Here is a 26,963-nt window from a genome sequence, read left to right as displayed (position 1 = left end):
TCAGGTTATCGAGTTATGGTGAGGGCATTTATTGCAATCGATCTGCCGGCATCCATGCAGGAGGCATTATCTCTCGTTCAGGAGCCACTGCACAAGGCACCGGGACGGCTTGCGATCGTTGATCCATCCCTCCTTCATGTCACCCTGAAATTCCTTGGGGAAGTGTCTCCCGATCAGGTTGCACGTGTCATTGAAGAGCTGAAATCCCTGGAATTTCCTGCATATACAGTTTCGATCAGAGGTATTTCAGCAAATAATCCAAATCGCCCCCGCGTCATCTGGGCGGAGGTGGAAGATGAGGGGAAAACTGCTGCCCTTGCCGGGATGATTGATTCTGCCCTCGAATCGATTGGTATTGTCTGTGAAACCCGGCCATTCCGTCCCCATATCACCATTGCGCGGGTGAAGGAATTTCATCCCGGTATTTCAGGGGCACTTCTCCCGCACTCCCGGTGGAGATATGGGGAGATCGATGTCAACCGGATTGTCCTGAAGAAGAGTACCCTCACCCCGCAGGGACCCATCTATGAGACACTTGCTGAGGTGCCGCTGTGACCAGAAGTCCCTTTGAGGAGGAGATCCTCTCCCGAATCAGGCCTACACCTGAGGAGGTGGAACACCTCCGCACCATCTCTGATCGGATTATTGCGTACCTGATGGAGTATCACCAACGCCCCTCAATGGTTGTTGGATCAGTTGCGCGGGGGACATTTGTCCGTGGTGATCGCGATCTTGATATCTTCATGCTCTTCCCAACAGATCTCTCCCGTGAAGATCTGGCAATCGAGGGCATTGGTCTTGGGCGTGCTGTCGTCGATCATTTTGGGGGAACCGCTGTTGAGAAGTACGCCGAGCATCCGTACTTAAATGCCCGGATTTTTGACCTTGATATCGATCTCGTTCCCTGTTACCATGTGGCATCTGCTGCCGAGATCAAGAGTGCGGTGGACAGAACCCCATTTCATACCCGGTATATTATCCCCCGTATTGCCCCATATGTCGATGATGCCCTGCTGATGAAGCAGTTTACAAAAGCAGGAGGCGTGTATGGATCAGATCATATGACTGAGGGCTTCTCAGGCTATCTCTGCGAACTCCTTGTACTTCATTATGGTGGTTTCAACCCTCTCATCAGAGCGGCGGCCGGGTGGCGGCCGGGCCTTGTGATCGATCCCGAGAACCACCGGACACGGATTTTTGATGAACCGCTTGTTGTGGTCGATCCAACCGATCCAAACCGGAATGTCGCTGCAGCTCTCTCACTTGACCGGATGTGCGCCTTCATAGAGCTTGCACGCGCTTACCTGAAAGATCCGACGGAGGCATTCTTCACGATTCACCGTCCAGCCTCATTTACCAGAAAGCAGGTGGAACTGGCACTTGCCGAACGGGGATCGGCGCTGTACACCATAACCTTTACAACACCGCCCTATGTCCCGGATACTATTGTCCCCCAGCTCAGGAAGAGTACTATCGCAATCAGAGACCTTCTGGAACGGTCGGGTTTTTCCGTGAACCGGACCGACTGCCATATGGGTGAAGAGAGATCCGTTCTCCTCTTTGAGCTTCTCAATGACAGGGTTCCACTAGTTGTCAGGCATATCGGTCCCCCGGTGAATAACAGTGACAATGCAGAACGCTTTATCCGAAAATATATCGAAAACTCCCCTCTCTCAGGTCCTTTCATTGAGGATGGGCGGTATATTGTTGAGGTTCGCCGCCCCTATACCGGGGCTAAAACCCTCCTTTCATCAAAAGACCTGCTTGAAGCCGCTCTTGGTAAGCATGTGAGAAAGTCAATGGTGGAGCATGGCTGGGATATTACATCCGGTGCCGACTGCTGGAATGAGGATCTCTCAGAATTTCTGGCCGCCTTCTTTGAGCGCTCAAGCCCGGCTGTCCGGATCATGAGGATGGGCGGGGAATAGGCCGCCCTTTCATATCCTGGCCAAACAACGTTTTCCTCCGGCAAAAGATCGGAATCCGGATGGTGGGTGTAATGGTCTTTAGTAGTTCTCATAAAAGTCATGAGGTATCCTCACGATCCACTTTGTGGAATTGAATGGGAATAATCAATTACCTCGGAGTAGATGGAGTTGTATTGCATGATGTGCTGGATCGGTTCGATGACATCTGTTCGAGGGGGTTTGTTTGAAACGGCGTATTCCTCTCCATAAGCTCGGCAGAGGCACCGAAGAGATAGAAAACGGTTTGTATCAGGATGCGCTCACCTCCTTTGATGCCGTTCTCTCTTCAGATCCGGGTGACTCCCGTGCCTGGGTTGGCCGCGGCATCGCGCTTGCATATCTTGGTAACCTCGAAGATGCTCTTCTCTCGTATGATCGGGCTCTAGCCCGTAATACCGATGATGCTCTTGCCTGGATCTTCCGGGCAGTTGCTCTGGCTGCACTCTCCCGTCTCAGTGATGCACTTGCCTCAAATGACCGTGCAATAGCCATCAACCCTGGTGATGCTGTTGCCTGGATAAACCGTGGTGCTGATCTCGCCGATCTCGGCCACTATGTTGATGCATTCGCATCATTTGAGAAGGCGCTTGCACTCAACCCTGACGATGCCCTGGCCTGGTCTGGCCGGGGCACCTGCCTCACCAGCCTTGGCCGGTACACCGATGCCCTCATATCTTTTGATCACGCCCTTACTCTTGAACCTGATGATGGGTGTACCTGGACGAACCGTGGTAATGCGCTTCTTGGACTGGGGCAGTATGCCGATGCGATCGCCTCATGCGAACGTGCACTCGAAATCGATCGAAAAGATCCATTAGCATGGTATTTTCGTGGTGTTGCCCTTGCTAATCTTGGCAGGTATGCTGATGCTGTTGCCTCGTTCGATCGTTCCCTCTCCCTGAACCAGAGAAATGCCTATGCCTGGTATAACCGTGGTAATGCACTCAGGAGCCTGTCTAAATATGAAGATGCACTCGTCTCCTATGATCGTGCTCTTGCACTGGATCCAAAGAATGCAAGTTCCTGGACCGGCCGCGGCAATGCTCTCCTCCGTCTCGGCAGATATTCCGATGCCGTCTCATCATATGGAAATGCACTTTCGATCAACCCTGAAGATGAGGTCGCCTGGAATAATCGTGGAGTTGCACTCGGGGCACTTGGCAGATATACTGAAGCCCTCGCATCCTATGACCGGGCGCTGTCGATGAACAACGATGATGCCCTCGCCTGGACCGGCCGGGGGGTGGCACTTGCAGAACTCTCCCGATATACCGAAGCACTTGACTCCTTTGAGCGTGCCCTCAAAATCGATCCGAAGAATGCGCCGGCATGGTATAATCGCGGAAAAGCCCTCGCGAACCTTGGCCGGTATGATGATGCCCTGGGATCCTATGACAGCGCCCTCGCAATCCAACCAGAATATGCAACCGCATGGTATAACCGCGGCAATGCATACCTTGGTATCGGGAGGCTGGAGGATGCGCTCGCCTCATATGACAAGGCACTGGAAATTGATCCCTCAAATCCATGTGCGTGGGCAAACCGGGGCAATGCCCTTGGCGTTATTGGAAGACATGCCGATGCGGTTGCATCCTGTGATAAGGCCCTCTCCCTCGATCCTGAGAACGCAAATGCCTGGACCGGCCGTGGTGTTGCTCTTGAGAAGATTGGCAGGAGAAATGAGGCGGTCGCCTCCTATGATAAGGCCCTCGCACTCGATCCGGATCACGCCCTTGCCTGGTATATCCGTGGAACTGCACTTGGAAATCTGGGCCGCTTTAAGGATGCTCTTGCCTCCTATGATCGTTCTCTTTCCCTCAATCCACGGGATCCACACGTCTGGACGGGTCGTGGTGTTGCGCTTGAAAAACTCGGGAGATTTGGTCATTCCCTTGCCTCGTATGATAAAGCTCTTGAGTTCAATCCTGATGATGCCCATGCATGGGCAAACCGGGGCAATGCCCTTGGCGGGCTCGGACGATATGACGATGCCCTCCTCTCCTATGATAAGGCCCTCGCACTTGATCCGGATCTTGCGGTGGCCTGGACGGGGCGTGGTGTTGCGCTTGAGAAGCTTGATTGTGTGGATGAAGCATTCAGATCCTATGAGCGTGCCCTCTCCCTCAATCCTGATGATGGTGTTGCCCGAACCGGAAGAAACACGCTTATTGACAGGGTCAGCCGCCAGCATGATCTCCCGGCACCCTCTGATCCTGGTGTTGAGTGCGAGCCTTTTACGGAGATTGCCGGTGAAGGACCCAATAGCGCTGGTAGTGGCATGAGCCCTCTCTACCCGGATTCGTCTGCTGCTCAAATGGTTATATCATCAGCTGGATCGATGGATGTCACTCATCATCCGAAACTGCTCTATTATCTTCGTCGGAAGAAGAGGGGTGCCGTTTCTGCCGTTGATATGGATGAGTCTCTTTCGACTGCCTTCTCTGAGATCCAGAGGATGGGATCGGCCCTTGGGCTTTCCCGGGAAATCCAACGTGAAGCCAGAGAGATCTGCAAACGAGAGGCAGCGGCGGGAAGCATTCCGGGTGGATCTGTTCAGACTGTTGCAGTAGCTGCACTTTACCATGCCTGCCGGCAGAAGAGCCTGCCTGTAACCCTTGATGCGATCATCCATCTCTCACGCCTCTCCCGGAGAGAGGCGGCATTTATCGGGGAGAAAGCTGATGATATCCGGATTGTCGATCCCTATCAAACCGATCTCTCTTCTGCTCTGGATTGCATCTCCGGACTGCTTGGGATCGATGAAATCCAGCGGAGGCGTGCCGGGGAGATCCTCTCCGGGCAGCCAGTAATAAAAGAAGAACGAAAAAAGGATGCTGCTGGTTTTGCAGCTGCTGCTCTCTATCTCGCCTCGCTTGAAACCGGAGAGAGGCGAACCCAGCGTGAGGTCGCAAAAGCTGCCGGGGTGGGGGTTGCCACCCTCAGGAACCGGTGCCGGCAACTGGTTTCCTGATCTCTGGCAACTCCTTCCTGCCGGGTTGGAAATCTGGAATGTATGTATATGATCACTGTTTTGGGATGCACCGTGCCGCCTTCTTCGCGGCAAGTGATTCGATCGCCTTCTCATCAATTTCGTCTTTGATCAGCAGTGCTCCCGATGCAATCGCAGACTGAACAAATGTCTCTCCGGTGCTGCTCCTGATGATGAGTGTCGTATGTCCGGGAGGTGAACCGACTGCACCTGCCGAGACATCTGCTGATCTGGCAGTCAGGTCGGTGCAGATCCGGCATCCCGGCCGAACCGCTTCATTCAATTCCTTCAGGGGAATCGTCAGTGTTTCGCCATCGATCTTTGTTATGAGAAGCCCCTTCTTCATATCGAGTCTCCCGATATCGTGGGGCTGAAGCTGGTATCTTCGCTCAAAAATTCCCTCTACGAGATGATTGTAGTCAAATGTCTCTGTGCAGAAGAGACCCATAACCAGCCTGATCGATCGTGCAAAGGGCCTGACCAGATCGTTTTCACTTGCTTTCATCTCCGCTACCGCCTCGGTAACACAGGGAAGCCCGATGACGGCAATCTTCCTGCATTTCTTCTCAAGGACAGCCGTCTTCAGTGCTGCAAGCAGGGGAACCCACCAGGCATACCTGCTCCCCGCATGGCGAATCAGCTCTCCTGACGAGGTGATCACCACTGACTGGGGTTTCAGTGTAAAACGGTCCTCGGATACGGTAACGACAGCATCGATCAGGCCGTTATCAAGGGCATCAGCGAGGATCGCCGTGACTGCTCCGCCGCTCTGCCGGTGTGGGATATCGATTCCTGCTGTTGCCGAGACGATCGAGCAGTAGTCCCCAAGGAGTCCCCGCCCCTGTATCATCTTCACTCGTGGGCAGACCTCGTAGCAGGCTCCACAGGGAACCCCGTCTGTGGCCTCTTTACAGTAACTGCGGTTTAGAGGATGGCTTTTTTCTTCGGCTGTAAAGATGAGGGCATCTGCTGGACATACAGCAATACATGCCCCACAGCCACAACATCGGTCCGTATCCCAGACTTCCCGCCTGAGATCTTCATAACATCTTCCCTGCATGCTCTCTCACTCCCAGGTGTATTTATTTGCAAATGGCCGTCCGCTGGCAGGGGTTATCCTTGTATATTCAGCAGAGAGGAGTGTTTCCTCATCCACAGAGAAAGCCTCCGCATATCTTTTGATGAGCGGTTTGATCCTGGCAAGATCTTCTTCGGTTGCCATCGCTTTCCGTGCACCGACTCCGAGGATCCTCTCCGGGATATCGCCCCGAATGAAGATCTCACCGCCATGGATGCCGGTTCCGACTCCGCGATCAGGGAGACTGCGTTCACCCCGGCATCCCAGAATGATAATGACTCCTCCGGCCATGTACTCTCCAAGGAAGGAGCAGGCATTTCCACCCGCAATCAGAACCGGGCGGCAATCACCATACTCTTTCATATGAATCCCGCCACGATAGCCGATATCTCCTTCAACCATCACCATACCGCCACGCATCGAGTGTGCGGTTGCATCTCCCGAGTTCCCATGAACGATGATCTCACCTCTATCCATGGTATTGCCGGGTGCATGATCGCAGTTGCCAAAGACTTCGATTGCCGGTCCGCTCATGAACATCCCGAGATCTCCCCCGGGTGTGCCGTATATGGTGATCCTGGCTTTTCCTTTCAGCCCGTCAGCAATAAATCTCTGTCCAAGGATATTCTCTATCCTGATCCGCTCAACCCCGCGTGCAACAGCTGATCGAATCATGACATTGAGGGGGGTGTAATGGATACCTTCTGCATTGATTACCAGTTCTTTATCCATAGGTTATGCCCCCACGGGTTTCACATCAAGCACATTCATCATTGCTTCGTCCAGCATATATCCTCTCAGCCGGTCACGGTTTCCACGCAGGCTCTCGATGCTGTTGATACCGGCAGCACCCATCAGTTCGCTGATCTCCAGTGTCCATCCACGGATCAGATTTGCCACATGCTGCCACTCGACATCAGGATCAAGCCGCTGGGTGAGGCGAGTATCCTGGGTTGCAATACCCCACGGGCAGAGGCCGCGATAACAGGTTCCACAGACACGGCAACCCATTGCGATCAGTGCCGCTGTCCCGATGTAGATTGCATCGGCACCAAGTGCGATTGCCTTGGTGACATCGGCTGCATCCCTGATCCCGCCGGATGCGATGATCGAGATCTCGTTCCGTATCCCCTGTGACCTGAGTTTCTGGTCGACTGCTGCAATTGCTGCCTCAACGGGGATGCCGACATGATCGCGGAATACCCTCGGTGCGGCTCCGGTTCCTCCACGGAACCCGTCGATGACGACGGCATCGGCAGAGGATCGGGCGATGCCTGAGGCAATTGCTGCAACATTATGGACTGCCGCGATCTTCACAAAGACCGGTTTCTTCCATTCGGTTGCCTCTTTCAAGGAATGAACCAGCTGTTTGAGATCTTCTATCGAATAGATGTCATGGTGCGGTGCCGGGCTGATCGCATCGCTCCTCTCAGGGATCATCCTTGTCTGTGAGACTTCGGAACCGACCTTTTCACCGGGAAGGTGTCCGCCGATCCCGGGTTTTGCCCCCTGCCCGATCTTGATCTCGATTGCAGCACCGCGTTCAAGGTAATCGATATCAACACCAAAACGCCCGGAAGCGACCTGGACGATCATATTGTTCTGGTACTCCCTGAGTGAGGGGTGCAGCCCACCCTCCCCTGTTCCCATAAAGGTTCCCAGATTCGAAACTGCCCTTGCCATTGAGAGCTGGGCATTGAGGGAGATTGCGCCATAGCTCATATGCCCGATCATGATCGGGATATTCAGTTTGAGGTTTGGGGAAAGGGTGGTATTTAGCTTGATATCTCCATCTTTTCCCCGTTTGATCTCGAGCTTCCGGGGTTTTTTCCCAAGATATGTCCGGAGCTCCATCGGTTCGCGGAGCGGATCGATACTCGGGTTTGTTACCTGGCATGCGTCAAGCAGCAACCGGTCGAAGATGTTTGGAAGGTCTGTTGCGTTCCCCATACCGGCAAGGACGATCCGTCCTGTCCGTGCCTGGTTATAGATCGCTTCACGTGCCTCCCTGCTCCAGAGCGGGTGGCTCCGGTAGTCGATAGGTTTCTCTTCGATAGAAATCGCATCACGCGGGCACATGGCAACACACCGGTGGCATGCGACACAGTTCCTCGAGTCAACGACGATCTTCTCGCCCTCCCTGCGATAGGTGCCGTAGGGACAGTTCTCGATACACCGTTCACAGAGCATGCAGCGGCCGGGGTCTATCCTGACTTTGAATTTTATCGGGATTGATCCGATACTCATACCCTCACCCTCCCGATCACCGGCTCACCGGCCTTTGGCATCCAGACCCGATCCAGATTCGGCTCCATCTTCCTGATCGCCGCCTCTTCACTGGATATGTAGAGACGGTCGCCTGCCTCTGCTGCAATCAGCGGCCTGAGTTTGATCCTGTCGGTGAATCCTACGATCCCGTCAGCCGTTGCAACAACAATGGCAAATGGCCCATTCATCAGTGCCGATCCATAGGTCAGCCTGATGGCGCTGTTCAGGGTAGCGTCGGCTTCTTTCATCCGGTCGATCTCATCCCAGAATGGCGGGGCAAAGGCGCGGACCATCAGTTCTTCCGGTAGCCCGTGCTTTCTCCCGAGGAGATCGCAGAGGTATGCAACGACCTCGGTATCGGTGAACATGGTGCATTTGTATCCATAGCTCTCGATATAGCGGCGGTTTGTCCCATATGAAGTGATCTCACCGTTATGGATGACACTCCAGTCGAGAAGATTGAAGGGGTGTGCTCCTCCCCACCACCCTGAGGTATTTGTCGGGTACCGGTTATGGGCAAGCCAGATGTAGCCCTCATACTGTTCAATCTGGTAAAAGTCAGCAACCGTCTCCGGCCATCCTGATGCCTTGAATACACCGATATTCTTGCCTGATGAGTAGACGAGTGCACCCTCGACGGTGGTATTGATCTTCATCACGAGCATCGTAATGATGTCCTCTTCAGGGGTTGTGCTTCCGGGCATCAGGGTCCGATCAGGCTTGAAGAAGTATCGCCAGGGGATATGGGTGCGGCGGAGATCTGGCTGTTCAATGGTTGGTATCTCTTCTTCGTATTCTATCTCCCCCCAGGTTTTGAGGATTTCATCCACTGTCCCCTTTGGCTCGACAAGGTTGTTAAAGAAGAGATGAAGGGCATAGTAATCTGAATAATCCGGATAAATGCCATATGCGGCATATCCTGCACCTTCACCGCTCCCCCGCTCATTCATGAGCGAAAGTGCGTGTTTGATGTTGGTTCCATCCATTCCGGCTTTTGATCTGTCAATGACGCTGATAATGCCACACATGAGTATCACACGGGAACGATTTCTTCATGACTCCCGGATGTATATGGTTGTTACATTAACTATTTATAGTAATCAGTAGAAGTAATCTTCCATATGACAGGAGACGACGTGTCCAGGATCCTGGAACAGATCGAGGAAGACCGGGTGAAGTTCATTCGGCTCCAGTTTACCGATATCGTCGGTATGGCAAAAAATGTTGCGATCCCTGCGAAGCAGGCCGAGAAGGCACTTACTGACGGTATCAGCTTCGATGGCTCGTCCATTTTGGGATTTGCACGGATTGAAGAGTCGGATATGGTTCTGAAACCGGATATCTCCACGTACCAGATCCTCCCCTGGAGGCCTGAGGCGATGCGGGCTGCACGGTTTATCTGCGATATCTACACTCCGAAAGGGATACCCTTTGAGGGTGATCCGCGCTACATCCTCAGGAAGCAGGTTGAGGAGGCAGCGAAGATGGGGTATATCTTCAATACAGGCCCGGAACTGGAGTTCTTCCTCTTCCGCCAGCAGGATGGAAAACCCTCCCTTGAACTGCAGGATACTGGTGGCTACTTCGATCTGGCACCGACAGATCTGGCAGAAGATGTCAGGCGTGATATCATCATTGCCCTCACCGATATGGGCTTTGATATTGAGGCATCTCACCATGAGGTTGCCGAGTCGCAGCATGAGATCGACTTCAAGTACGGGGATGCCCTCACAACAGCAGACAATGTGATCACCTTCAAGTTTGCAACCAAGACGATTGCTCTTCAGAAGGGGCTGCATGCAAGCTTTATGGCAAAACCGATCTTTGGGATCAACGGGTCCGGCATGCATACAAACTGTTCCCTCTCGACGATGGATGGAAAGAATGCTTTCTATGATCCTGATGCTCCCCTCCAGCTTTCGGATGTTGCAATGAAATTCATTGCAGGTCTTCTGAAGCATGTAAAGGCGATCACGAGGGTTGCAAACCCGACGATCAACTCATACAAGCGGCTTGTTCCCGGCTATGAAGCCCCGGTCTATATCGGGTGGAGTGCATCAAACAGGACTGCACTTGTCCGTGTGCCTGCGCCGCGTGGACGGAGCACCCGTGTGGAACTCCGGAGCCCTGATCCAACCTGCAATCCCTACCTTACCTTTGCTGCGATCCTCGCTGCTGGTCTTGACGGGATCAAAAATGATCTTGAGCCTCCAAAGAGTGCAGATAAAAACATCTTCCACATGACAGGCGATCAGCGGAAGGAAGAAGGTATTGATACCCTTCCCGGAACCTTGCTTGAGGCGAACCAGTATCTGATGAATGATCTCCTCATCTGCAATGCCCTTGGCCCTCATGTGGCAGAAAACCTCAATTCGATCGCAGAGATTGAGTGGGATTCATTCCGGACAGCTGTTACGGACTGGGAGACAAAACGGTACCTTGCAACCTATTGATCCCCTCACGCTATCTTTTCCTTTTGAATAAAACCGGATTCAATTTTTTCTTCTCATTTTTCTCCCTCCCCATGCGTCTTTTTGCCGGACTTCTCTCTTCGGAAAGGCCGGATCGGTATCTCTCGTTGTATTCATCTCTCTCATCCCTATATCAAAATAGTAAATTATTTATTTTATAGAAGGTAACTTCCTTCCAAGTCATGCAGAATGGGAGTGTAAAGTTTTGGGGCAATTCCCTGCTCTGCTCTCTTCTGTGTGACTTTGAACGGTAATTCGGGCATTTTCTCCCTGCCCTGCCCCGTTGTGGCAATGAGAAAAGAGCCGGGATGGATGAAATAGATCTCAGAAATGAAGAAGATGGAGTTGAAAGAGAATGGGACTTGATTCGGGTGCAACTGCGTTTGTGCTGATTGCAACTGCTATGGTCATGCTGATGACACCAGGTGTTGGGTTGTTTTACGGCGGCATGGTTCGGAAGAAGAACTTCATCTCGACTATTGCGCTTTCGATGATCGCGTTTGCTGTGGTGAGCATCCAGTGGGTGATCATTGGGTATTCGCTGGCTTTTGGCTCAGATGTCGGCGGGTTTATCGGAAACCTCGACCATGTCGGGCTCCGGGGAGTCGGGATGGATGGTGACGGGATACCGGATCTCCTCTTCATGGTCTTCCAGCTCGTCTTTGCAGGGTTGACGCTTGCGATATTAACCTCTGCAATGGCTGAACGTGTGAAAGTCAGTTCGTTCATCATTTTCGGGCTCCTCTGGACAACAATTGTCTATGATCCGCTTGCCCACTGGGCATGGGGTGGCGGCTGGGCACATCAGCTCGGAGCGCTTGACTTTGCCGGTGGAACAGTCGTTCATATCAGCTCAGGATTTGGGGCTCTTGCAGCAGCCCTCATCATCGGGAAACGTATCGGATTTGGAAAGCACTCGATGGAGCCGCATAACATCCCGATGACCCTCATCGGCGGTGCGCTTCTCTGGTTTGGATGGTTTGGATTCAATGCCGGCTCAGCCCTTGCAGCAGACGGCCTTGCAGTAAATGCCTTTGTGGTGACGAATATCTCAGCAGCTGCGGGTGCACTTGCCTGGATGTTTGCAGCATGGTTGCATGGAAAACCCTCGTCTCTTGGTATGATCTCGGGTGCAATTGCGGGTCTTGTGGCAATCACGCCTGCTGCAGGCTTTGTCGATCCGATGGCATCAATTCCGATTGGTCTCATTGCCGGTCTTGTCTGCTACAAAGCAATGCTCTGGCGGATCAATAAAGGCCTTGATGAAACCCTCGATGCATGGGCGATCCATGGTGTCGGTGGTCTCTGGGGTGCTTTGGCAACAGGTATCTTTGCGACTGCTGCTGTTGGCGGTGTGAACGGCCTCCTCTATGGAAACCCAGGCCAGCTTGGTATCCAGGCGCTTGATGCGTTTGCAGCGGTGATCTATGCATTCGTTGTGACCTACATCCTAGCCTATGCTGTCCACAAGACGATCGGCCTCCGGGTAACAGAAGAGGAAGAGTATGTTGGTCTTGACATCTCCCAGCATGGAGAGAAAATTTCAAGTTAGCGGGGGGAGTGTGGATGAAAAAAATTGAGGCAATAATCCGGCCGGAACGGTACGAACATGTCGAGAAAGCCCTTGAAGAACATGGGTTTTCCGCAATGACCGTCTCGGATGTCAAAGGACGCGGTTCCCAGCGTGGGATCATACTCCAGTACCGTGGCAAGACGATGAAAGTGAATCTCCTGCCAAAGATCAAGATCGAGATGGTTGTAAAGGATGAGGATCTTCACCGTGCAGTCGAAACAATCCAGACAGCTGCACGGACAGGGACGGTGGGTGATGGCCGGATCTTTGTGATTCCGGTTGAGGAGGCATACTGGGTGCGAAAAGACGATAAGAGCGAATAAAAAGAGAATTGGGCTCCACAGTTAAATTGTATTATCTCCCACTAAGGAAGGGGGCTGATGGAGCCCTGTAAGCCCCCCTTTTCCTATCACCCTTGTTCTAATGAATGTATCTATCGAATGCTGATGCTTTTATTGTGTATGGCTGAGCCGGGATGAGCGGATTATTATGCAAAAAACGCTCATGATGCCATCTGGGGCAACAGGCATACAAGATGAAAATGATGGGTGTTCCCATGCATTTTCATATAAAAGAACGGAAATGTTGGATCAGAGATCCAGCCAGCCACGAAGCTTCATCGCCTCGACGACGCGGGAAATAGCTACAATATATGCTGCTTTTCTCATTGAGATGCCGCGTGCACGTGATGTCTTGAAGATCTCATGGTGTGCTTCAACCATCTTCTCTTCGAGCTTACGGTTCACCTGTTCCTCTGTCCAGTAGTCCAGTGTCCTGTTCTGCACCATCTCAAAGTAGGAGACGGTGACGCCTCCGGCATTTGCGAGGATATCGGGGAGGACGATGATGCCCCTGTCTTCAAGAATGCGATCAGCTTCAGCGGTGGTTGGCCCGTTTGCCAGTTCTGCGAGGATCTTCGTCTTGACACGTCCGGCATTCTCGGCGGTGATTGCGTCTTCAAGAGCTGCGGCAATGATGATATCCGCTTCGATCTCAAGCACCTCGGTACTTCCGACCTCCTCTGTGTTTGGAGCACCTTTGACGGATCCGGTCTTTGCCTTGTGTTCGATGATCTCCTCGAGATTCAGGCCATCAGGGTTGTAGGCGCCTCCCTGTGAGTCGGAGACGGCAATGACGCGGCAGTTCAGCATATTGCGTGCAAGCAGGGCGGAGTACATGCCGACATTTCCAAAACCCTGTACAACAACGCTTGCTCCTTTTGTTTCAAGCTCGATCTCGCGTGCTGCTTCCCTGATAGTGATGATGCCACCGCGTCCCGTTGCTTCTGTCCTTCCGAGTGACCCGCCGATCCGAATGGGCTTTCCGGTGATGATACCGGGTTTGTACTCTCCGCTGAGTCGGGCATATTCATCCATCATCCATCCCATGATGGATGGATCGGTTCCGACATCGGGTGCGGGAACATCGGTCTCCGGACCGATAAATTTCCAGATACGGCCCATATATGCTCTGGTAAGCCGTTCAAGCTCGCCACGCGAGAGCTTCTTCGGATCGCAGATGATACCGCCTTTTGCCCCGCCGAGCGGGAGATTCATGACGGCACATTTCCAGGTCATCCATGCCGCAAGCGATCTGACGATCTCAATGGTCTCTTCAGGATGATACCTGATGCCCCCCTTCATCGGTCCCAGGGCATTGTTATGCTGGACGCGGTATCCGGTGAAGACCTTCACATATCCATCATCCATACGGACAGGAATAGATACCTTAAGCTCCCGCTTTGGGTTCTGAAGGAGTTCTGTTGTACTTTTGTCGAGGTTTAGATCGCGTACGCACTCTTCAATAATATTGTACTGCGATTCTGTTGAATGATTCTTCTCAGTATCCATGTACTATCTCCTTGTAGCATTTGGACCTCTACTCCAAACGCACATATTTGTAAGGCGTGAGGGTAATAAGTGCTTGTCTTCCATCCCTTTATAAATGTGCTGGAAAAAAACTAATTTATATATACTTTACTATTTCTCCATAGTTCAGGGGAAGATTCCGATCATGCCAATTCCGATTCCACTCATCATAATCGCAAAGATCTTCTTCAGTTTCTCTGAAGGGAGCCGGTGGGCTGTTGAAACACCGATCCGGCTCAGGGGGATCATTGCTCCGGTCAAGACCACCCATTGGAAGATGTCGATATAGCCAAGGAATCCTCTTCCAAGCTCTTCTATCATTGCTCCATGGAACATGTATGCGGCAATACCGCCGATTGAGAAGAAGAGGATGCAGGCTGAGGATGTCGCAACTGCCCGGTGTATCGGGAGTTTAAAGATGAGGAGGAGCATCGGAACCAGGATGAATCCCCCTCCAAGTCCGAGAAGCCCTGAGAGGAGGCCGGCAATGATCCCGGTCAGTGTCCATAGGCAGAGCCCGCTCCTGGTTGTACCGTCTGATGAGGGCGGGTTGCCCCGCACCATCCGTATTGCAGCAAGGATGACCAGCACCCCAAAGAATACTTTCAGGATTTCAACAGGGAGATGCGACGCAAAGGTCCCCCCTGCAAAACCTCCCAGTATTCCGGCTATTCCAATTGGAAGAGCAGCATTCCAGTCGATTGCACCCTTTCTCTCATGTGCCCATGCAGCGGCACAGGATACCGGGAATACGACCGCGAGGCTCGTTCCAAATGCAATACGTATAGCATATGTTGGATCAATCCCTCCATCAACGAGGAGGAGATACTGTACCGGGACCATCAGGAATCCTCCTCCGACCCCAAGAAGACCTGCAAAAAAACCGGCAATGATGCCTGTCAGAATCAGAATGAGTATGATCCAGATCAGATCCAGTTTAGTCACCCCTTTTCTCTCTTAAAGGGGCTCTTCACCGCGGTATTCGGCAAGAAGGCGGCTCATCCGCTCTTTCTTCACAATCCCCTTTATCAGGTTATTGATCATATCGGTGGTATCAGGATCGTGTGCCTTCATCAGCATTGCATCCTGAAGTGCTGGTACTGCATCATTTCCCATACGCATGAGGACATCTGATGCACCGCTCTGCAGGTCTTCGTCTTCTGATTCCAATGCAACAAGAAGGGATGGAATGGCTGATCTTCCCATGTCGGCCAGGATCTCAATAGTGCGTTCACGAACCCGCCGCCTTGGATCAAGGAGGCTTTTCATCAGGGGATGGATTGCCGGTACTCCGACAGCCCTGAATGCAGCAGGGAGAGCCTGTCGTACTCCTTCTTCAGGAGATGCCAGGGCATCAATCAGCAGATGAATGGACTCCGGATCTGCGGCTGCTACCAGGGCATCCGAGAGGGCATCCCTGATTGCCGGTGTATCCTGGTGAACGAGTTCACGGAGGATGACCGGTACCAGATCCCCCCCGATTGAGCGGAGGATCTCCAGAATAAATGCCCGATCCGGTTCATCACCAGATGCATACCTGACCATCAGGGGTTGAAAGGATCGCCTGATCACCAGTCTGAGAACCTCTTTTGCCTGACCTCTGATCGATGGATCACGGCTCATTAGGTGGGTGAAGATCTGGTCAATTGTCTCCTGATCTCCAAGGGTGCCAAGGGCTGTCAGGGCGACAAATGCTACCCGGATCGAATGATGGCTGGCTGCTTTGATGAGCAGGGATACTGCCCGCTCATCGTGGATGCGTTCAACGAGCCTGATCGAACGGATCATTTTCGTCTCATTCCTGCCTGCAAGGGCTTCTTCCAGTGCAGATACTGCGGCAGGCTGCCTCATCCTCCTGAGAGACCGGCCGATAGCATCAAGAAGAGTGGCAGCCTTCTCTCCGCCCCCCTCCTCCGGGGTCTCGATGGATAATGCCAGTCTCACAAAGAGTCCTGCACAGCGGGGATCTCCAATGGCGAGAAGGACATGAAGGGCACGGAACCGTATCTCCGGATCATTATTCGAGAGGAGTGGACGGATATATGGTGTTGATCCGGTTCCAAGCCTGATGAGTTCATGAGCAGCCTTCATCGCCCTGGAATTCTTCTCACGGGAGAGAATTCGTACAAGGCCCGGATAGTCCGCTTCTTCCCGGAGGAGGGTAAAGTCCCGTTCCTCTGTTCTGTTCAGGTCATGTTTCATCATCCGGATGGCTTTTCTCCGGGCTTCCTTTGCCTGCTCATCATCAGGCCGGATCTCAAGGAGATGATCGAAGGAGATGATCGCCTGATTGAACCGCTTCATTTCAAGAAGTACCCTTCCCCGTGCATACCATATATCCGGATCCCGCTTATCCTCGCTGAGTGCAGCATCGAAGAGGCGGAGGGCCTCTTCGTACTCTTTGTCTTCAAAGAGCAGTTTTCCCAGGGCATAATGGGCGGGACCTGGTTTTGCCATGGCACCAGTTGCCTTCTGAAAGCTGGATTTTGCAATACCTCGTTCCCCTCGTATATTCTTGATGATACCATGCAGGTACCACCCCTCTCCTTCATCAGGATTCTGGCGAACAACTTCCAGGATCTGCGTTTCGGCCTCATTGATCATCCCGGATTTTAAGAGTGCCTTGCCTCGTTCAATCCATGCTCCGGGATCATCCGGGAGAAAGGCCATCGCCTGGGTTGCGAAGAAGAGCTTCCGTGCAGGATCTTTTTCGAGACGGGCACGTGCAATGAGCTCCTCCCCCCTCTCCCGGTCTCCTCTCTCCTCTCCCATGTCAGATCCCTGCTAACGTTGATGTAATCGAACTATATCAGTATTTGGGTAAAACCATTCGGCACAGTAGCCTCTCTCATGGGATGATCTCACACCCATTATACCTGGTATGGGCAAATGATCCCGGATCGATTCTGCCATCCTTTAAAAGGGTGCGAATTATCGAAAGGGATGCAATGAGTTCTGATCGCAGGTGGTGAATGGTCGAACAGACAGCATCTCTTCCTTCCTGTGGCCATGGCCTGATGATGTTTGAATAGAGGCACCGCCCACCGCAGAACTCAGCAATGGAGCACCGGTTGCAGGGATGGCGCGGCCGGACTTCGCGCAGGCGGGTCGGGTCAGCCGACCAGATATCCCCTAGCAGGTATTCGTTCATCCCGATCATGATCGGGCATGGGGTGATCGATCCATCAGTCTGGATCGTGAAATTTGTCACCCCGGAACCACAGCGAAGGCCGGATGGCCTGTTTTGTAGCAGATCTTCGGTTGTCTGGAGGAAGGGGTACCACCGCAGTACTTCTCCATACATCTGCATATGAGATACCCAGTGATCGATGAGTGATGAGATACCCCTGTTATAGTTTGCGCTGGCCCATTCTGCAAAGTGCCGTCTTTTATAATCTCCTGAGAAGTTTGCATCCATCTGCCAGTGAATGGAGGTGAAGGGGGAGTCTTCAAGTGATGCAAGGTGAAGAACTGACGCAGCAATATCAGTCTCTTCATCAATAGTCATTCGTGCGATAAGCTCCCCAGTAAAGCCTTCTTCCCGGAGAAGCCTGGCATTCTGTAATGCACGGCGGTATACGCCATCCCCCCGGTTGTTATCAGTCGTCGCCTCATCGCCATCGATCGAGATGAGGATCGTCTCAAACCGGTTTCTGTATGCAGCAGGCATCCGATCGAGCAGGAGTCCGTTCGTCTGGAGCATAAACCTGTTGCAGGGGGCTTCGTCCATAATCTCGCAGATAAGATCACGCATCAGGAGCGGTTCCCCGCCGATGAAGGTGAGGACCGGCTCGGGATCTGCTGCGAGGAACCGGTAGAGCGGGCTCTTCAGTGAGCGATCAAACTCCACCGGGAGATTGACTGCGATATCGCAGGGGGATGCACATTCCTCCTCGTCATCGTCGAACAGTTTACCGCGGCAGTACCGGCATAGAAGGTTACAGTTGTCTGTACAATAGAGATGAAAAAATACCACCTGATCGTCACCCGCATAACAATGCAGATCATTATTTGAAGGGCACGATGATAAGGGAAGTGGAAAAGCTATACAATTCTTTAAATACTGTCGCTCGTATCCTCTAGTATGAACGAACAATCACGTATGCCCTATATCGTGCGAGGAGTGCTTGCCCTTCTTCTTGGTATTATAGTGCTCTTCTGGCCCGGCCTCACCGTTGAGGTGGTTGCAATCCTCTTTGCGGTCTTCATCCTGATCAACGGCCTTCTCCTTGTCGGGCTCTCACTCATGAAGCCATCTGGCGAATCATTTGGAACTGCATTTCTCATCCTTGGAATCCTCCTGGTGATTGGTGGAATATTTGGGGTAATTAATCCGATCATGACTGCAATTACCCTGACAATCCTCATTGCGATCCTTGCGATCATATCAGGTTTCTCAGATATCTGGGTTGCACTTACGGTAATGGACTCAGGCGGTATCCGCCTGCTCCTTGGGCTCTCCGGTGCACTCTCGGTTATTCTCGGAGGTATCTTCTTCATCTTCCCGCTGCTTGGTGCGGTCATCCTGGTTGCCGTCTATATCGGTGTCTTTGCGATCGCAATCGGCATACTCAGCATTGTTCAGGGAATTATGACCCCAAAACCCGTTTCTATGGACTCTGAGTAATTCCGGAGTAATTTTTTTAAAAAAAGGTTAGATGATGATGGTCTGGGTCTTCTGATCCTTCTCATCATCATAGTCGGTGATGATTGCTTCTGTTGAGAGGATCATTCCGGCAATTGATCCTGCATTCTGAAGCCCGATCCTGACCACCTTGGCAGGATCGATGACACCGTTCTCGACCAGATTCTCATACTCTCCCTTCTTGGCATTGTACCCGATTGATGGGTTCTTTTCACCCTTCAGCCGGGCGACGATCTCGGCTCCCTCGATCCCTGAATTCTTTGCGATCTGGCGTACCGGCTCTTCGAGGGCACGACGGATGATCCCGACTCCGGCATCCCTGCCATCATTGAAGGAGAGATCGCCGAGGTTGTCTATTGCACGGAACAGGGTGATGCCACCACCGACGACAACCCCTTCCTCGACTGCTGCCTTTGTAGCATTCAGTGCATCGTCGATCCGCATCTTCTTCTCTTTCAGTTCGGTCTCGGTGGCTGCACCCACCTTGATGACAGCAACCCCCCCACCGAGGCTGGCGAGCCGCCGCTTCAGTTCATTTGTCTTGAACTCCGAATCGCTGATCTTAATCTGTGAATCGATCAGTTTCATCCGTTCTTCGACCATCGCACGATTGCCTGCTCCGCCGACGAGCAGGGTCTTCTCATCATCAACCCGTATGGTATGGCAGGTGCCAAGCTGTGAGCGGTTGACATCCTCAAGTTTCAGTCCCCGCTCTTCGGATATGACAGATGCACCGGTGAGTGCAGCGATATCCTCAAGATTTGCGAGCCTCTCATCACCAAAGCCGGGTGCCTTCACGGCACAGACCTTCAGTGATCCGCGGATGATATTCAGAATCAGTGCTGCCTGAGCCTCTCCGTCAACATTCTCTGCAATGATTAAAAGCGGTTTCCCCTCAGATGAGACAAGTTCGAGGATCGGAACGATCTGCTTGATGGTGCTGATCGTCTTGTCGGTGATCAGAATGTAGGGGTTTTCATACTCGCAGACCATCTTCTCCTGGTCGGTGACCATGTAGGGTGATATGAATCCGTTGTCAAACTGCATCCCCTTGACAACCTCAAGTCCTGTTTCAAGGCTTTTTGCATCCTCGACACTGATCAGGCCATTATATCCGACCTTCTCCATTGCCTCTGCAATGAGGGATCCAATCTCTTCATCGTTGTTTGCCGAGATGGTTGCAACCTGAAGGATCTTCTCCTGGTCGCGGACCGGAATGCTTGTTGACTCGATATATTCAACAGCGGCATTGACGGCTGCTTCGATGCCTTTTTTTATTTCTATCGGGTTTGCACCCGTTGAGATGATCTTGATTCCTTCTGTCAGGATCGCCTGTGCCAGCAGACAGGCGGTCGTTGTCCCGTCACCGGTTTTATCCTGTGTCCGTGATGCGACCTCCTTGATCAGCTTCGCACCCATATTTTCGAATTTGTCGTGAAGTGAGATCTCTTTTGCAATTGTCACTCCGTCATTGGTGATGATTGGGTTTTGGCTCTTGTCGATGACGACATACCGCCCTTTTGGTCCGAGCGTCACCTTGACCGTATCTGCCACTTTATTAACACCTGAGAGGAGGGATTTTCGTGCCTCCTCATTGAACATGATCTGTTTTGTTGAAGTCATCTGTATCACCTTATTCCACTTTTGCAATGACGTCCTTGAATTCGATCATGACGAGTTCTTCATCTTCGACGGTGATCTTCTCTGAACTGTATCCGCCATACAGGATCCTATCCCCGGCTTGTACGGGAAGTTCTTTCCCATCTTTATATGTCCCGCAAGCGACAACATCGCCCTCTTTCCGCTTCTCCTGGGCGCTGTCAGGGATATAGATCCCGCTCTTTGTCTTCTCCTCAGGTTTTATCGGCCTGATGAGAACACGCTCACCAATTGGAACTATTGCCATTGTGTATCAACTCTCCTGATAATTTCGGCTTTCTGCCTTAACATAAGGTGAGTAGCAGTTCTATATAATCTTTTCTCTTTAACTCCAGACTCTTCTGTAATACGCTCTATTCTGACCGTGTTTTGATTGTGGTGAGCGCAACGTAATTCGGAAGTTTCATCAGTTCAGAGGGAGAGTGTGTCCGCATGAACGGGCGAATACTCGTTGACTATGCAACACGTGAAGGATCGACGGCCGGTGTTGCCGGGAATCCTGGTGGTTCTCATGCCGAATAATCTCCGGTCTCTCCCTGCATCCCGGTAAGGTATATCTCCTTAATCGTCATCTGGTAATATTACACGAGGCATATCCCTGATGCTCGATATGGCAATTGTCTTTGGAACGCTGCTTCTGGCACTCGTGCTCTTTGCAACCGGAAAGATCCGCTATGACATCGTTGCATTGATTTCACTCCTCATTGTCACCATTGCAGGGATCATCGACCCTCTTGATGCATTCCTTGGATTTGGCCATCCCGCGGTGATCACCGTTGCTGCTGTTCTGATCCTGAGCAAGGCGCTTCAGAACTCAGGGTTAATCGATATTCTTGCCCGCTATGTGTCGCGGGTGGGTGATGGGAAGGTGCGGCAGATCTTCTCACTCACAGGTATCGTTGCCCTTCTCTCCGGCTTCATGAATAATATCGGGGCACTGGCCCTGATGATGCCGGTTGCCATCAGGACTGCAAGGAAGAGCGGGAGATCTCCTTCATATCTCCTGATGCCGATAGCGTTCGGCTCACTCCTTGGTGGCATGGTCACCCTCATCGGCACACCCCCAAACATCATCATCGCCACCTACCGGATCCAGAATGGAGGCGATCCATTCCTCATCTTTGATTTCGCATATGTCGGGCTGGGGGTTGCGATCTGTGGCATCCTCTTCATCTCACTCATCGGCTATAGGCTGATCCCCATCAGGGAGAGCCCGGCATCGCAGGAAGATCTCTTTTCCGTGAAGGATTACTTAACAGAGGTCAGGGTTCCTGAAAAGTCGAGGTTCGCGGGAAAGATGATCATTGATATCGGGACCGCCACAGAAGCGGATGTGATAGTGGTCGGGATCATACGAAATGGCCGGAAGATTGTCGCTCCCTCGGTCTATGAGAGGATACTTGAGAGTGATATCCTCATCATCAAGGCACATTCCGATGATCTCCAGACTCTCCTTGATGCAACCCGGCTCGAACTCACTGAAAAAGACGATGTGACCGAGGAGGTGATCGGATCGGAGAGTGTGGGCATTCTTGAGGCGATCGTCAAGCCGGATTCTCCGATCCTCGACCAGACTGCATACTCGGCAAATCTCCGCTGGATACACGGGCTCAATCTCCTTGCAGTTGCACGGGAAGGCGGACGGATCAAGGATCGGCTGAAACAGGTCCGGTTCCAGCCCGGCGATATACTCCTCCTCCAGGGGAAAAAAGATGCATTGCAGGCAGCCCTTCCAAAAATCGGCTGCCTTCCCCTTGCAGAACGAGGCCTTCGGATCGGTGGTCCGAAGAAGGTCCTGCTTGCCCTGCTGATCTTCGGATCTGCCCTTTTACTATCTGCACTTGGGCTTATGCCTGTTCAGATCGCTTTTTCCGCTGCAGTTGTCCTGATGATCCTCACCTCTATCATATCTCTTCGCGAGACGTACGAGAGTGTTGAATGGCCGATCATCATCCTTCTTGGTGCAATGATACCTGTTGGCCAGGCACTTGAAATAAGCGGTGGGGCGGCACTCATTGCCGGAAGTATAGTCTCGGCAGGCTCTACATTTCCGCCGGTTTTAACGCTCGTAATCCTCCTTGTCATCACGATGTTCCTCTCGGATCTCGTGAACAATGCCGCATCAGCTGTCCTGATGGCCCCGATTGCTATTGGTATTGCTCTTGATATGGGTGCCTCAATCGATCCCTTCCTGATGGCGGTTGCAATCGGAGCATCCTGTGCATTCCTTACTCCGATCGGCCATCAGTCCAATACCCTGGTCATGGGTCCGGGTGGATACCGGTTCACGGATTACTGGAGGATGGGGATTGTGCTTGAGCTGATTGTTGTGGCCGTCTCAATCCCACTCCTGATCTTCTTCTGGCCAATGTATTGATCAACGCGAGTAGATAGCCTCAGCATTCCCAAACTGGATGACATGGCCTGCAAGTGCAGCGGCAAGCTCTTTTCGTGTCGCCCCGGCGGGAAGGTCGATCTCACTGTCAAGTGCATAGATCTTGAAGATGTACCGGTGGGGCGATCCGGATTGTGGGCATGGGCCTGAGTAGCCGATCTTTCCAAAGTCATTTACTCCCTGTACTGCTGAGACCGGAAATGAGATCTTCGGCTCTTTCGCGAGTGATTCTGGGAGTATTTTGACGGGTTCAATATTCCAGATGATCCAGTGGGCGAAGCTACCGCCGCCTTCTGAACTTGAATCTTCCATGATAATGGCAAGGGATTTGACCTGATCGTTGAGGCCGGCGATGGTCAGGGGAGGTGAGCGGTCTGCCCCGTCACAGGTATAGTCTGCGGGAAATTCACGTGTTGGTAAGGTTATTATCAGTTTCTCCATGGATTGTCACTATTTGATGAGTGGATATCATGCCTAATAAGGTTTTGTCATCGCTGAACGAGTGCCTCGGTCTGACCGTACTGGAGGACATGCCCTTTCATAGCGCAAATCACCTCATGCTTGTCTGAACCTGGCGGACAGTCAAGGAGAGCATCGAGGCCATAGACCTTGAAGAGGATCCGCTGTGTCTCTCCTGCGGGTGGAGCAGGTCCCCGGTATCCAATCTCCCCGTAATCGTTTCTCCCCTGTTTTGCCTGGGTGGGGGCGGTGATTGTCAGCTCGTTTGGGAAGCCGGATGGTATCTGGTGGATAGCAGGGATGTCCCATGCCACCCACGAACAGAATGAGCATCCGGGTTCAAAAGGATTCAGGGCAAAGACTGCCAGATACGGTGATTTCAGATTGGCCAACCGTATCGGGGGTGAGATGTTTCCTCCATCACCGGTATGGGTCGGGGGAAATTCTATAAATCCAAGGGTTACCATGAGTTTTTCCATATTGCCGGTGATAGTACCAGGAAGAATAAAAAAGTGTTGATTGGGGTTATTATGGCACGGAAGGCATCACTCTATACTGACGGGGCATCCCGCGGAAATCCGGGGCAGGCGGCGATTGCTTACATCCTCATCGAGGATGGTCGGATTCTACAGGAACATGGGGAGACGATTGGTATTGCCACAAATAATGAAGCTGAATACCGGGCACTGATCGCAGGCCTCAAGGCTGCTGCTGCTCTTGATCTGCATGAGGTGGCTGTCCACTCTGACAGTGAACTGATGGTGAAACAGATGAAGGGCTCATATGCTGTCAGATCTGCGAGGCTTCTCCCCCTCTATAAGCAGGCAACTGAAGCGAAGAGTATGTTTGATCGTGTCACGTTCACCTCTCTTCCACGGGAAGATCCTACTATTCAGAAGGCAGATGCACTTGCAAATGAGGCGCTTGATGGGAAGATACCCTCCTCTCCTGTTGGATCACGGCTGGAAGCGTACGTGAAGCCGATAGGTATCGTCTCTTCTCCGTACAAAGTGCAGTCAGATGCTCCACGTCAGGGGAGGCTTGATCCTGTCGAGAGCAGAATTGAGATCTATCCTGAATACGAAGGAGGTCTTGCCGGGCTTCTGGATTATGACAAGCTCTTCATCTTCTGCTGGTTTGACAAAAGCCGCCGCGATCAGCTCCGGGTTGAGCGTCCCGGGAGGGGTGGTGCGCGCGGTGTCTTTGCAACCCGGTCTCCGAACCGCCCAAATCCGATCGGCCTCACGCTTGTAGATCTCCTTGAGATCAATGGCAGAATCCTGCGTGTCCGGGGTCTGGATGCCCTTGATAGGACTCCAATTCTTGATATCAAACCATATGAACCGGATCTTGATTCGCAGTAAAAGAGAGATATCTGGTATTGATTCCTATCCTTCTCTGGATGCACCGATCTATACACCTATAATCTTCCTTTCACAACTTTCCTTTGTATTGTGTATTGAGGCATATCATGACAGATAAACAACAACCACAGGGATGTGATGGCCAGTGCGAAGGCTGTTCATCAAAGACTGAAGGATGCGATTCCAATCTCCCAAAAAAGGCGGATATAGATGTCAAGCATGTTGTCCTGGTTCTTTCGGGTAAAGGCGGTGTCGGGAAGAGCACCGTCTCGGTGAACCTGGCCTATGCTCTCTCAAACCATGGGTTCAAAACCGGTCTGATGGATCTTGATATCCATGGGCCAAGCATCCCGAAGATGCTCGGGCTTGAGGAACATAAGCTCCAGATCATGGGAGAGAAGATCCAGCCGGTGAATGTGACCGGAACGCTTGCCGTCATCTCAATGGCATTCCTCCTTCCTGAGCGCTCCACACCGGTTATCTGGCGTGGTCCGATGAAGATGGCAGCGATCCAGCAGTTCCTCTCGGATGTGAACTGGGGTCCCCTTGATTTCCTTGTTGTTGATCTGCCCCCGGGAACAGGCGATGAGGCGCTTTCGATCGTTCAGCTTGCACCAAATATTGCCGGTGCGATCATCGTCACCACCCCGCAGGATGTCTCGGTGCTCGACTCGAGCAAGGCGCTGAAGTTCGTTGAACAGATCGGGATTAAAAACCTGGGCATTATCGAGAATATGAGCGGCATGGTCTGCCCGCACTGCCATGAAGCAATTGATCTCTTTGGGAAGGATGGCGGGAAGAAGGCCGCCGAAGAGTTTGGCGTTCCCTTCCTCGGGAGCATCCCCCTTGACATCGATATGCGGAAAGCTGGAGATGAGGGCAAGCCATTCATCATCCGCCGTGCCGATAACCCCACCTGGCAGGCTGTCGATACCATTATGGAGAATCTGATCGGGATCATCGAGGATTGATCCTGCTCTTTCTCTTTTGAAAAGATAAACAACAATATTTAATACCATTTCTGTCGATTCTATCACTAGCGTTCGAATCGCACTCTTCTGTGGTTTGAGACTGAAATGAAGGTAATTCTATGAAGATTGGAATTGTTGGCGGAACCGGGGATATCGGTGAGGGGATGGCACTCCGACTCTCTCATATCCATGAAGTGATACTTGGATCAAGGGATGAGTCGAAGGCATGTACAGCCAGCGACTGCACCATTGAAACACTTAAAGGGCGTGGCATTCAATCAAAATGTCGGGGTGTCTCGAACCAGGAGGCTGTGGATGCAGGGGATGTTATTGTCCTTGCCCTCCCGTTTGCCCATGTGGATTCCACTCTCGCCGGGCTGAATGGATTTGAGAATAAGATCGTCATCTCTCCGGTGAATCCGATCGCCCGCTCAGGCCATTTCTATTATGATCCGCCAGAGGAAGGATCGGCTGCCGTCTATATTAAAAACCGACTCCCCGAGAGTGCCCGGCTTGTTGTCGCGTTTAATAATATCGCCGCTCACAAATGGAAGGATCTTGATGCGGTCCTTGACTATTCGGTGGCTGTCTGTAGTGATGATCAGGATGCAAAGCATGTCGTCATGGATCTCATCCGGGATCTCCCAAAACTCTCCCCCCTTGATGCCGGACCCCTTGCCGTCTCATCGATTGTTGAGAGCATCACTCCCCTCCTCCTGAATATTGCAATCTCAAACAAAATGCGTGATGTCGGGGTTTACTTCAAATAAATCTATTTTCTCCTCAACCCAGTACCTCTCCCGATGTGATAGAGCGAGCTTCAGGCTTCGTGTATCCTGATATTCCGGACTTGTGTACCTGATCATTTTCCAGATTCTTTTTCACTCCGATATTGCCCTCTTCTCGTCAGTCGATACCACAACAGAATATGGATGGGATATCAAGGTCTGTATACGCTCATTCCTTTTTGCCCACCCATGACCAAACTCCTCCTCATAGACATCGCGTTGAGGGGGAAGTCAAGAGGTGTATTCCATGACCAATATCAAAACAACATTCAGGTCCTATGTCGAGGAGTCCGGCTCGGCATGCAGCAGATCATGGCAGGGAGCCGGAACTTCAGCCTAAATCTATCTCACGAAACGATCTGATGGCCCTCTCCGAAGAGTCCGCAAAAGTGACCGGCATCCCGTATGTGATGGAAGCATACAGCGATGCAGCTGAGGCAATTCTCCTCAGCTGAATTATTTCTATTC

24 protein-coding genes are annotated in these 26,963 nt (G+C 52.1%); 12 read left to right on the top strand and 12 right to left on the bottom strand.

Features of this window, described 5'->3' with window-relative positions:
• Positions 1–15 precede the first annotated feature (15 nt).
• From thpR to ACZ44I_RS07785, 3 genes are all read left to right on the top strand, one after another.
• A complete protein-coding gene (gene thpR / locus ACZ44I_RS07795; protein WP_464551064.1) occupies positions 16–555 on the top strand; it encodes an RNA 2',3'-cyclic phosphodiesterase in 540 nt (179 codons plus the stop codon).
• Positions 552–1,928 (top strand): CCA tRNA nucleotidyltransferase, encoded by a 1,377-nt coding sequence (gene cca, locus ACZ44I_RS07790; RefSeq protein ID WP_464551066.1) that lies wholly within the window; start codon positions 552–554, stop codon positions 1,926–1,928. The genes thpR and cca overlap by 4 nt, the downstream gene beginning before the upstream one ends.
• 223 nt (positions 1,929–2,151) lie before the next feature.
• Positions 2,152–4,938, top strand: coding sequence for a tetratricopeptide repeat protein (locus ACZ44I_RS07785; RefSeq protein ID WP_464551068.1), 2,787 nt, complete (start codon positions 2,152–2,154; stop codon positions 4,936–4,938).
• A gap of 52 nt (positions 4,939–4,990) precedes the next feature.
• Here the strand turns inward: ACZ44I_RS07785 and ACZ44I_RS07780 are convergent, their stop codons facing one another.
• From ACZ44I_RS07780 to ACZ44I_RS07765, 4 genes are read right to left on the bottom strand one after another with little or no spacing between them, the layout of a single operon-like run.
• On the bottom strand, positions 4,991–6,016 hold the full coding sequence (locus tag ACZ44I_RS07780; protein ID WP_464551070.1) for a Coenzyme F420 hydrogenase/dehydrogenase, beta subunit C-terminal domain: 1,026 nt from the start codon (positions 6,014–6,016) through the stop codon (positions 4,991–4,993).
• Between the two features lie 6 nt (positions 6,017–6,022).
• Entirely contained in the window at positions 6,023–6,766 is a 744-nt protein-coding gene (locus ACZ44I_RS07775) for a GltB/FmdC/FwdC-like GXGXG domain-containing protein (protein WP_464551072.1), read from the bottom strand.
• A gap of 3 nt (positions 6,767–6,769) precedes the next feature.
• The gene (locus ACZ44I_RS07770) at positions 6,770–8,281 is read right to left on the bottom strand and encodes a glutamate synthase-related protein (RefSeq protein ID WP_464551074.1); all 1,512 of its coding nucleotides are present in this window, start codon (positions 8,279–8,281) and stop codon (positions 6,770–6,772) included.
• Entirely contained in the window at positions 8,278–9,330 is a 1,053-nt protein-coding gene (locus tag ACZ44I_RS07765) for a class II glutamine amidotransferase (RefSeq protein WP_464551637.1), read from the bottom strand. Before ACZ44I_RS07765 ends, ACZ44I_RS07770 begins: the two co-directional genes overlap by 4 nt.
• Before the next feature lie 93 nt (positions 9,331–9,423).
• On the opposite strand from ACZ44I_RS07765, the gene glnA reads away from it, so the two are divergent.
• The 3 genes from glnA to ACZ44I_RS07750 all read left to right on the top strand — a co-directional run bounded on the left by glnA (position 9,424) and on the right by ACZ44I_RS07750 (position 12,669).
• Positions 9,424–10,755, top strand: a complete 1,332-nt coding sequence (gene glnA, locus ACZ44I_RS07760; RefSeq protein ID WP_464551075.1) for a type I glutamate--ammonia ligase — start codon at positions 9,424–9,426, stop codon at positions 10,753–10,755.
• Between the two features lie 373 nt (positions 10,756–11,128).
• Positions 11,129–12,325 carry an ammonium transporter gene (locus ACZ44I_RS07755; RefSeq protein WP_464551076.1) on the top strand — a complete coding sequence of 399 codons (1,197 nt, stop codon included), beginning with the start codon at positions 11,129–11,131 and terminating at the stop codon, positions 12,323–12,325.
• 14 nt (positions 12,326–12,339) lie between these two features.
• Positions 12,340–12,669: a P-II family nitrogen regulator gene (locus ACZ44I_RS07750; RefSeq protein ID WP_464551078.1), complete on the top strand. Its 330-nt coding sequence runs from the start codon at positions 12,340–12,342 to the stop codon at positions 12,667–12,669.
• Between the two features lie 267 nt (positions 12,670–12,936).
• On the opposite strand, the gene ACZ44I_RS07745 is transcribed toward ACZ44I_RS07750, so the two are convergent.
• The 4 genes from ACZ44I_RS07745 to ACZ44I_RS07730 form a co-directional block, all read right to left on the bottom strand.
• Complete coding sequence (locus tag ACZ44I_RS07745; protein WP_464551080.1) at positions 12,937–14,196, bottom strand: Glu/Leu/Phe/Val family dehydrogenase; 1,260 nt, start codon at positions 14,194–14,196, stop codon at positions 12,937–12,939.
• Positions 14,197–14,340: 144 nt separating this feature from the next.
• Positions 14,341–15,159, bottom strand: coding sequence for a sulfite exporter TauE/SafE family protein (locus ACZ44I_RS07740; protein ID WP_464551082.1), 819 nt, complete (start codon positions 15,157–15,159; stop codon positions 14,341–14,343).
• A 12-nt stretch (positions 15,160–15,171) separates the two neighbouring features.
• On the bottom strand, positions 15,172–16,986 hold the full coding sequence (locus tag ACZ44I_RS07735) for a HEAT repeat domain-containing protein (protein ID WP_464551083.1): 1,815 nt from the start codon (positions 16,984–16,986) through the stop codon (positions 15,172–15,174).
• Between the two features lie 76 nt (positions 16,987–17,062).
• Positions 17,063–18,190 (bottom strand): TIGR04084 family radical SAM/SPASM domain-containing protein, encoded by a 1,128-nt coding sequence (locus tag ACZ44I_RS07730; protein WP_464551085.1) that lies wholly within the window; start codon positions 18,188–18,190, stop codon positions 17,063–17,065.
• A gap of 108 nt (positions 18,191–18,298) precedes the next feature.
• Here ACZ44I_RS07730 and ACZ44I_RS07725 point away from each other — a divergent pair, with 108 nt between their 5' ends.
• Positions 18,299–18,841: an HdeD family acid-resistance protein gene (locus ACZ44I_RS07725; protein WP_464551087.1), complete on the top strand. Its 543-nt coding sequence runs from the start codon at positions 18,299–18,301 to the stop codon at positions 18,839–18,841.
• 27 nt (positions 18,842–18,868) lie between these two features.
• Here the strand turns inward: ACZ44I_RS07725 and groL are convergent, their stop codons facing one another.
• Together groL and groES are read right to left on the bottom strand one after the other, a co-directional pair.
• Positions 18,869–20,482, bottom strand: a complete 1,614-nt coding sequence (groL, locus tag ACZ44I_RS07720; RefSeq protein WP_464551089.1) for a chaperonin GroEL — start codon at positions 20,480–20,482, stop codon at positions 18,869–18,871.
• A gap of 10 nt (positions 20,483–20,492) precedes the next feature.
• Complete coding sequence (gene groES / locus ACZ44I_RS07715) at positions 20,493–20,765, bottom strand: co-chaperone GroES (protein ID WP_464551091.1); 273 nt, start codon at positions 20,763–20,765, stop codon at positions 20,493–20,495.
• Between the two features lie 354 nt (positions 20,766–21,119).
• Here groES and ACZ44I_RS07710 point away from each other — a divergent pair, with 354 nt between their 5' ends.
• A complete protein-coding gene (locus ACZ44I_RS07710; RefSeq protein WP_464551093.1) occupies positions 21,120–22,895 on the top strand; it encodes an SLC13 family permease in 1,776 nt (591 codons plus the stop codon).
• On the opposite strand, the gene ACZ44I_RS07705 is transcribed toward ACZ44I_RS07710, so the two are convergent.
• Together ACZ44I_RS07705 and ACZ44I_RS07700 are read right to left on the bottom strand one after the other, a co-directional pair.
• On the bottom strand, positions 22,896–23,354 hold the full coding sequence (locus tag ACZ44I_RS07705) for a YbhB/YbcL family Raf kinase inhibitor-like protein (RefSeq protein WP_464551095.1): 459 nt from the start codon (positions 23,352–23,354) through the stop codon (positions 22,896–22,898).
• Positions 23,355–23,401: 47 nt separating this feature from the next.
• A complete protein-coding gene (locus ACZ44I_RS07700; protein WP_464551097.1) occupies positions 23,402–23,851 on the bottom strand; it encodes a YbhB/YbcL family Raf kinase inhibitor-like protein in 450 nt (149 codons plus the stop codon).
• Between the two features lie 51 nt (positions 23,852–23,902).
• Between ACZ44I_RS07700 and tsaA the strand changes: the two genes are divergently transcribed.
• The 4 genes from tsaA (at position 23,903) to ACZ44I_RS07680 (ending at position 26,950) form a co-directional block, all read left to right on the top strand.
• Positions 23,903–24,736: a tRNA (N6-threonylcarbamoyladenosine(37)-N6)-methyltransferase TrmO gene (gene tsaA / locus ACZ44I_RS07695; RefSeq protein ID WP_464551099.1), complete on the top strand. Its 834-nt coding sequence runs from the start codon at positions 23,903–23,905 to the stop codon at positions 24,734–24,736.
• 107 nt (positions 24,737–24,843) lie between these two features.
• Complete coding sequence (locus ACZ44I_RS07690) at positions 24,844–25,707, top strand: Mrp/NBP35 family ATP-binding protein (protein WP_464551101.1); 864 nt, start codon at positions 24,844–24,846, stop codon at positions 25,705–25,707.
• A 119-nt stretch (positions 25,708–25,826) separates the two neighbouring features.
• The gene (gene npdG, locus ACZ44I_RS07685; protein WP_464551103.1) at positions 25,827–26,477 is read left to right on the top strand and encodes an NADPH-dependent F420 reductase; all 651 of its coding nucleotides are present in this window, start codon (positions 25,827–25,829) and stop codon (positions 26,475–26,477) included.
• Positions 26,478–26,773: 296 nt separating this feature from the next.
• Entirely contained in the window at positions 26,774–26,950 is a 177-nt protein-coding gene (locus ACZ44I_RS07680; protein WP_464551105.1) for a hypothetical protein, read from the top strand.
• Positions 26,951–26,963: the final 13 nt, after the last annotated feature.

The sequence above is a fragment of the Methanocalculus pumilus genome, from assembly GCF_055382585.1.
Note: the sequence above shows the minus strand (reverse complement) of the source record. Positions and strands in the feature narration are given on the sequence as shown.